This is a genomic window from Paucilactobacillus oligofermentans DSM 15707 = LMG 22743, from assembly GCF_001434315.1.
Taxonomy (GTDB): Bacteria; Bacillota; Bacilli; order Lactobacillales; family Lactobacillaceae; genus Paucilactobacillus; species Paucilactobacillus oligofermentans.
Genome location: NZ_AZFE01000020.1, coordinates 1 through 2,943, shown reverse-complemented (window position 1 = coordinate 2,943; position 2,943 = coordinate 1). Strand labels below are relative to the sequence as shown.

Annotated in this window: 4 protein-coding genes; 1 reads left to right on the top strand and 3 read right to left on the bottom strand. The window is 33.0% G+C overall.

The features are described from left to right. Positions 1 to 144: 144 nt before the first annotated feature. Positions 145 to 411, top strand: a complete 267-nt coding sequence (locus FC70_RS09335; protein WP_083478609.1) for a hypothetical protein — start codon at positions 145 to 147, stop codon at positions 409 to 411. A 38-nt stretch (positions 412 to 449) separates the two neighbouring features. Here FC70_RS09335 and FC70_RS02595 read toward each other — a convergent pair whose 3' ends face one another. The 3 genes from FC70_RS02595 to FC70_RS02580 all read right to left on the bottom strand — a co-directional run bounded on the left by FC70_RS02595 (position 450) and on the right by FC70_RS02580 (position 2,828). Beyond that, positions 450 to 1,055, bottom strand: a complete 606-nt coding sequence (locus FC70_RS02595) for a helix-turn-helix domain-containing protein (RefSeq protein ID WP_083478608.1) — start codon at positions 1,053 to 1,055, stop codon at positions 450 to 452. Positions 1,056 to 1,372: 317 nt separating this feature from the next. Continuing rightward, positions 1,373 to 1,900 (bottom strand): replication protein RepB, encoded by a 528-nt coding sequence (locus FC70_RS02585; RefSeq protein WP_057889466.1) that lies wholly within the window; start codon positions 1,898 to 1,900, stop codon positions 1,373 to 1,375. Next, the gene (locus FC70_RS02580; protein WP_057889469.1) at positions 1,893 to 2,828 is read right to left on the bottom strand and encodes a replication initiation protein; all 936 of its coding nucleotides are present in this window, start codon (positions 2,826 to 2,828) and stop codon (positions 1,893 to 1,895) included. Before FC70_RS02580 ends, FC70_RS02585 begins: the two co-directional genes overlap by 8 nt. Between the last annotated feature and the right edge of the window lie 115 nt (positions 2,829 to 2,943).

The window sequence follows — 2,943 nt, the reverse complement described above, 5'->3', positions numbered from 1 at the left end:
AGCTATAGTTTAGGGGCACTTATAAAAAAATAAATTAAAATAGCCCCCAATATCTATAATGTAGATATTGGGGGCTATTCTTTCAATGTTTTTGAGGGGTTATTTGTTAGTTATGGTCCCTGTTTACATTTTTTAAGATAATTTATCCATCATTTTTTCATAGCTATCGACTACATCATAGGTCACCTCGCTATTGAAAATGAAGATTTTAAACTCCGTCAATCAAAGTATTACGAAAACTCTAAAAAACGAAAAGAACGTTCTCGTCGATTAATACAAAAAGGCGCCTTGCTTGAAAAGTATTTTGAGTGTGAACACTTAAGCATTGAAGACACGGAAAGTCTTTTAAAAATGTTTGCCCATGTTGTCAATGAACAAAAACCTGAAAAATGGAAAAAAGAGAACGACTAATTTTGTCGTTCTCTTTTGCTTATTTTTAGGAATTTTTATTATTTAAAAAAATTTGCAATAAATATAGCCATTAAACAAATCAACAGTGTAAGACCTGCATAGCCTAAAACAATAATCCCTTTTTCAATCCGTGTTCTTCTAGCGTCTCTTTTTTTTCTTAAAACTTCTACATCCTTATTTTGTGAAAATGCTAAAATCTCCTTATAAGTTTTCAAGTCATTATTCCTTTTGAATTTTTCTAAAACAAAAGAACTCCATAACGCAGGTAAAAATAAAGTAACTGGAACTATCCATATAAATTTTGATTCTGGTAATGCTACTACTAAACCAATAGATAGACTGGCTAATATTGTTGAACAAATCATTATTAAAGAATAAATATCAGCTCGTTTATTAGCTTTGTTATTACTAATCTTCATCTTCATTTCCTCCAAATCTTCTCGAATTAATTCATCTAAAGAAACATTAAATAGAATAGACAACGAAACAATGATTTGTATGTCTGGATATGTTTTGTTATTTTCCCAATTAGATACGGTTTGACGTGAAACAAAAATCTTGTCCGCCAATTGTTCTTGGGAAAGATTATAAATTTTTCGATACTCTCTTATCCGTTTACCTATCTCCATAATGTCTCCTTTCATGAATCTAGTATATCAAGAAGATTGAATTCATTCAGCCTAATGTCTTTTGAAATAAAAATAAAAATAATTTGTCAAAGCTTTTTTACACCTTATGAACATTAGTGATTACTCCTATTACCAATTCATGCCAAAAAAGATTGAGAACAGAATAAGATATAAACAAATTAGTATTCCCACCACACCAATTATCCATAATAATACACTAGTAATTAGGCTTTGACTCTTCACTTTAAAACCTGCAATGATTAAAACAACAGAAACCATTAAAGCAATCACAAGCCCAAGTAATATGGGGGATCTATCCTTTACAGTTTTAATTATTTCCATATCTGCCACCACTTTCTAAGAGGTTCTGTTGTCTCTTCTACTTCATTTTGTACCTCTTTCGTGTCCTGTGAGGGCATGTTAAGAGCTTTGAGATTGTCGTTCTCCGCCTTGTATTCTTCTAGCAACTTTTTATCTTGTAAGGCTAGGCGTTGCTGCTGATCTACCAATTTGGTTAGATGATCTATTTGTCGATCTTTGCTACTTATTTGCTGATCTTTGGTAACAAGTTGTTGGTCACGTTGAGACTTTAAATCTGCTACTTCTCCTCTTAGAGTAGCGATTAGCTCATTATTTTCTTTGCTAGTCTTTGTCGCTTTTTTGCTACCTGTTTGTTGGTTCTTTGCTACCAAAGGCTTTGATACTTTGTCTCTAATAATCCTTTCAGCTGTAGGGCTGATCATGTTTGTACCTTGACTATCTTTTTGTTGGTTCTTTGTTGGTAGTCTTTGGTAGTGATATTGAATAGTTTGTTTAGAGACCTTCAATTCATCAGCAAGTTCTCTAATTGTTTTAGGCATGATTTCCAAACCCCTTTCGGAGTTCAGCAAGTGCTTCTTGTCTTGCTTGATCTCTTATTTTTTTATCGTGCTCGGCCTGTTTATCAGCCAATGCTTGTTTCTCAGTAGAGCCTAAAGTTAACCCCTTAACCTTGTCAATGGCGCGCCATTTTTCCTGCTCTGTTAATTCACCATTATGCTGAATATTAAAAAGCTTTTGACGCTCATCTTGTATTTGGCCTTGTGAGAAGTCATTAGCGTTTTTCTTTTCAGACTTCCAAGTAAAAGAATACCCAATCACTGGTTTTCCGCGGCCTTTACCATATTTTTTTCTAACCGTTAGGCCTCTAAAAAGAGGGGTCAATTCTTCTCTGATTGGTTTAAGAACGTATCTATCAACGTCTCCCGGTTTTTTCCAATAACTTTTAGGAATATCAAGTAACTCAAAAAAATCTTCTTTTGATAAAAAAGCATAACCGGTTGTTCTGAAACCTTTTAACAATCTAAAAGCGGTTTTAGCATAACTGCTTCGAAGATCTCTAAATTCCGCTAAAGCATATCTAACCCACGTGTCTAAATTATTAAGAAGTGGCAAAGCATCTTTATATACTTCAATGTCTATATAAGGAGAATCAGTTTCACCAACAATTCTGAATTTAGTAAACATAACAAACATTTCTCTATTTAATCCAGATTTACTACGTCTTCCAAAATGAAGTCCCATTAACTTTTCATAAGTTCTTTGAATATCATCTTCAAAGCGATTATTTGCAGTCGGTTTATAGTTGCTCAAATCTTTAAGTTGTTCAAAAGAAAATCTAACTGTCTGATCTCCCTTATCACGCATACGAGAAATAATTGAAAAAAATAGATTCATTTCAATAGGGGTGAATTTACGTAACGGAATGGTATTAAGTTCAGGATCATATTTTATAAGTTCATTGCTCATAAGCACACCTCCACAACTATTATATAAAATCAACGATTGTTTATCAACGATCACCATTAAAAACCTCGTTGATAAACAGACAAAACCTCGTTGATAAACAGACAAAACCTCGTTG

What these genes read in the sequence shown, in the direction of transcription:
- FC70_RS02585 (WP_057889466.1), bottom strand. Translation starts at nt 1,900, where the DNA reads ATGCCTAAAACAATTAGAGAACTTGCTGATGAATTGAAGGTCTCTAAA.
- FC70_RS02595 (WP_083478608.1), bottom strand. Translation starts at nt 1,055, where the DNA reads ATGAAAGGAGACATTATGGAGATAGGTAAACGGATAAGAGAGTATCGA.
- FC70_RS02580 (WP_057889469.1), bottom strand. Translation starts at nt 2,828, where the DNA reads ATGAGCAATGAACTTATAAAATATGATCCTGAACTTAATACCATTCCG.